The following is a 3,302-nucleotide window of genomic DNA, read 5'->3' as shown; positions in this document are numbered from 1 at the left end:
GTGATAGAACGCCGACAGCGCGCCGACCGCGGCGACCAGAATCGCCATCGGGTGCGCGTCGCGACGGAAACCGCGGAAGAAGAAGTGCATCTGCTCGTGCACCATCGTGTGGTTCGTCACGGTCTTGACGAACTCTTCCTTCTGCTTCGCGTTCGGCAGTTCGCCCTTCAGCAGCAAGAAGCAGCTTTCGAGGAAGTCGGCGTTTTGCGCGAGGTTGTCGATCGGGTAGCCGCGGTACAGCAGCTCACCCTTGTCGCCGTCGATGTAGGTGATCGCCGAATTGCACGCCGCCGTCGACATGAAGCCCGGGTCGTACGTGAACTTGCCGGTCTGGCCGTACAGTTTGCGAATGTCGATTACGTCCGGGCCGAGCGTGCCCTTGTAAATCGGCATTTCAACGCTCGGCGAATTGTCGCTGAACGATAGCGTGGCTTTAACATCTGACGGGGTCATAGCACATCCTCAATCGAAGTATGGATACAGGGTTTCGATAATTGCACGCCCGGGACAACGGACTGGCGGCGCTCAAGCGTTGCGCAGCAGCTCCAGCACCCGGATCACATCCGGGTCGGCAAGCTCGCCTTCCGGTTCCTTGCGCACGAGCAGCAAGTCCATCAGGTCGTTATCGCTCAGCTCGAGCAGGCGCGTGAGAGCGCCCACGTCGGCATCGCTGAGGTCATGCTCATATCGGCCGAAAAAACGTTCAAAGATCAGATCGTTTTCCAGCAGGCCCCGCCGCGCGCGCCAGCGAAGGCGCGCGCGGCGGAGAGGGTCGGACTGATGCGATGTTTCGTCCATCTCAGACAGCGCGGCGGACCATCAATTCCTTGATCTTGCCAATCGCCTTGGTCGGGTTCAGGCCCTTCGGGCAAACGTCGACGCAATTCATGATGGTATGGCAACGGAACAGACGGTACGGATCTTCCAGGTTGTCGAGGCGTTCACCCGTCGCTTCGTCGCGGCTGTCCGCAATGAAACGGTAGGCTTGCAACAGGCCAGCCGGGCCGACGAACTTGTCCGGATTCCACCAGAAGCTCGGGCAGGAGGTCGAGCAGCTAGCGCACAGAATACATTCGTACAGGCCGTCGAGCTCGTCGCGTTCTTCCGGCGACTGCAGACGTTCCTTTTCCGGCGGTGGCGTATCGTTGATCAGGTACGGCTTGATCGAATGATATTGGTTGAAGAACTGCGTGAAGTCGCAGATCAGGTCGCGCACGACCGGCAGGCCCGGCAGCGGACGCAGCACGATCTTTTGCGGCAGGTCGTTCATGTTCTGCAGGCAGGCCAGACCGTTCTTGCCGTTGATGTTCATCGCGTCCGAACCGCACACGCCTTCGCGGCACGAACGGCGGAACGACAAGGTCTCGTCCATTGCCTTCAGCTTGAGCAGCGCGTCCAGCAGCATGCGTTCGTGCGAGTCGATTTCGATCTCGTACGTTTGCATGCGCGGTGCCGCGTCCTTGTCCGGGTCGTAGCGGTAAATTTCAAATGTACGCTTTGCCATTTCTGAATTCCTTTGACTTGTGCCTTAGAAGGTACGCGCTTTCGGCGGCACCGATTCGACGGTCAGCGGTTTCATGTGAACCGGCTTGTAGTCGAGGCGATCGCCTTCGCTGAACCACAGCGTATGGCGCAGCCAGTTTTCGTCGTCGCGGTGTTCGAAGTCGTTCTGCGCGTGCGCGCCACGGCTTTCCTTGCGCGCTTCGGCGGAGACCATCGTGGCGCGCGCCACTTCGATCAGGTTCGCCACTTCCAGCGCTTCGACGCGTGCCGTGTTGAACACCTTCGACTTGTCCTTCAGATGGATGTTGTCGACCCGTCCAGCCACTTCGCGGATGCGCTCGACGCCTTCAGCCAGCAGCTTCGACGTGCGGAACACGCCGGCGTGCGCCTGCATCGTGCTGCGGATGTCGTTAGCGACCGCTTGCGCGTATTCGCCCGACGACGACTTGTCGAGCTTGTCCAGACGCGACAGCGCGAAGTCGGCAGCGTCGGCCGGCAGCGGCTTGTGTTCCTTGATCTCCTTCACGTGCTTGACGATGTGGTTGCCGGCCGCGCGGCCGAACACCACCAGGTCGAGCAGCGAGTTCGTTCCGAGACGGTTCGCGCCGTGCACCGACACGCACGAGCATTCGCCCACAGCGTAGAAACCGTTGACGACTTCTTCGTGGCCCTTCGCCGTACCGACGACCTGACCGTTGATGTTCGTCGGGATACCGCCCATCTGGTAGTGGATGGTCGGCACAACCGGGATCGGCTCTTTAATGCAGTCGACGTTCGCGAACTTCATCGCGATTTCGCGGATCGACGGCAGACGCTTCATGATCGTCTCGGCGCCGATGTGCGACAGGTCGAGCAGCACGTGATCCTTGTTCGGACCCACGCCGCGCCCTTCCTTGATTTCCTGGTCCATCGAACGCGAAACGAAATCGCGCGGCGCCAGATCCTTCAGCGTCGGCGCGTAGCGTTCCATGAAACGCTCGCCGTTCGAATTGCGCAGAATGCCGCCTTCACCACGCACGCCTTCGGTAATCAGCACGCCCGCGCCGGCCACGCCGGTCGGGTGGAATTGCCAGAATTCCATGTCTTGCAGTGCGATGCCCCCGCGCGCGGCCATGCCCAGACCGTCACCGGTATTGATGAACGCGTTGGTCGATGCCGCGAAGATCCGGCCCGCGCCGCCCGTGGCGAACAGCGTGGTCTTGCCTTCGAGGATGTAGACGTCGCCGGTTTCCATTTCCAGCGCGGTCACGCCGAGCACGTCGCCGTCGGCGTCGCGGATCAGGTCCAGCGCCATCCATTCGACGAAGAATTGCGTCTTGGCCGCGACGTTTTGCTGGTACAGCGTGTGCAGCAGCGCGTGACCGGTACGGTCAGCCGCCGCGCAAGCGCGTTGCACCGGCTTTTCGCCGTAGTTCGCGGTGTGGCCGCCGAACGGGCGTTGATAGATCGTGCCGTCGGCGTTACGGTCGAACGGCATGCCGAAGTGTTCGAGTTCGTAGACTGCGTTCGGTGCTTCACGGCACATGAACTCGATCGCGTCCTGGTCGCCGAGCCAGTCGGAACCCTTGATCGTGTCGTAGAAGTGATAGTGCCAGTTGTCTTCGCTCATGTTGCCGAGCGACGCGCCGATGCCGCCCTGGGCAGCGACCGTGTGCGAACGCGTCGGGAACACCTTGGACAGCACGCAGACCGACAGACCGGCGCGCGCGAGTTGCAGCGAAGCGCGCATCCCCGAGCCGCCTGCGCCGACGATAACCACGTCAAACTTGCGACGCGGCAGAGAATTCTTGATTGCAGCC

The 3,302-nt window shown here is 61.5% G+C and carries 4 protein-coding genes; all 4 read right to left on the bottom strand.

What is annotated here, in order from left to right:
- A partial coding sequence (locus HV744_RS36235; protein ID WP_281363706.1) for a citrate/2-methylcitrate synthase occupies positions 1 to 453 on the bottom strand: 453 nt, incomplete at its 3' end.
- 72 nt (positions 454 to 525) lie between these two features.
- On the bottom strand, positions 526 to 798 hold the full coding sequence (locus HV744_RS36230; RefSeq protein ID WP_042329019.1) for an FAD assembly factor SdhE: 273 nt from the start codon (positions 796 to 798) through the stop codon (positions 526 to 528).
- 1 nt (position 799) lies between these two features.
- Entirely contained in the window at positions 800 to 1,504 is a 705-nt protein-coding gene (locus HV744_RS36225; RefSeq protein ID WP_054034792.1) for a succinate dehydrogenase iron-sulfur subunit, read from the bottom strand.
- Positions 1,505 to 1,528: 24 nt separating this feature from the next.
- On the bottom strand, positions 1,529 to 3,302 hold a 1,774-nt coding region (gene sdhA, locus HV744_RS36220), incomplete at its 5' end, for a succinate dehydrogenase flavoprotein subunit (RefSeq protein ID WP_246279381.1).

It is taken from the genome of Paraburkholderia ultramafica, assembly GCF_902859915.1.
In the GTDB taxonomy this organism is placed as follows: Bacteria; Pseudomonadota; Gammaproteobacteria; order Burkholderiales; family Burkholderiaceae; genus Paraburkholderia; species Paraburkholderia ultramafica.
Note: the sequence above shows the minus strand (reverse complement) of the source record. Positions and strands in the feature narration are given on the sequence as shown.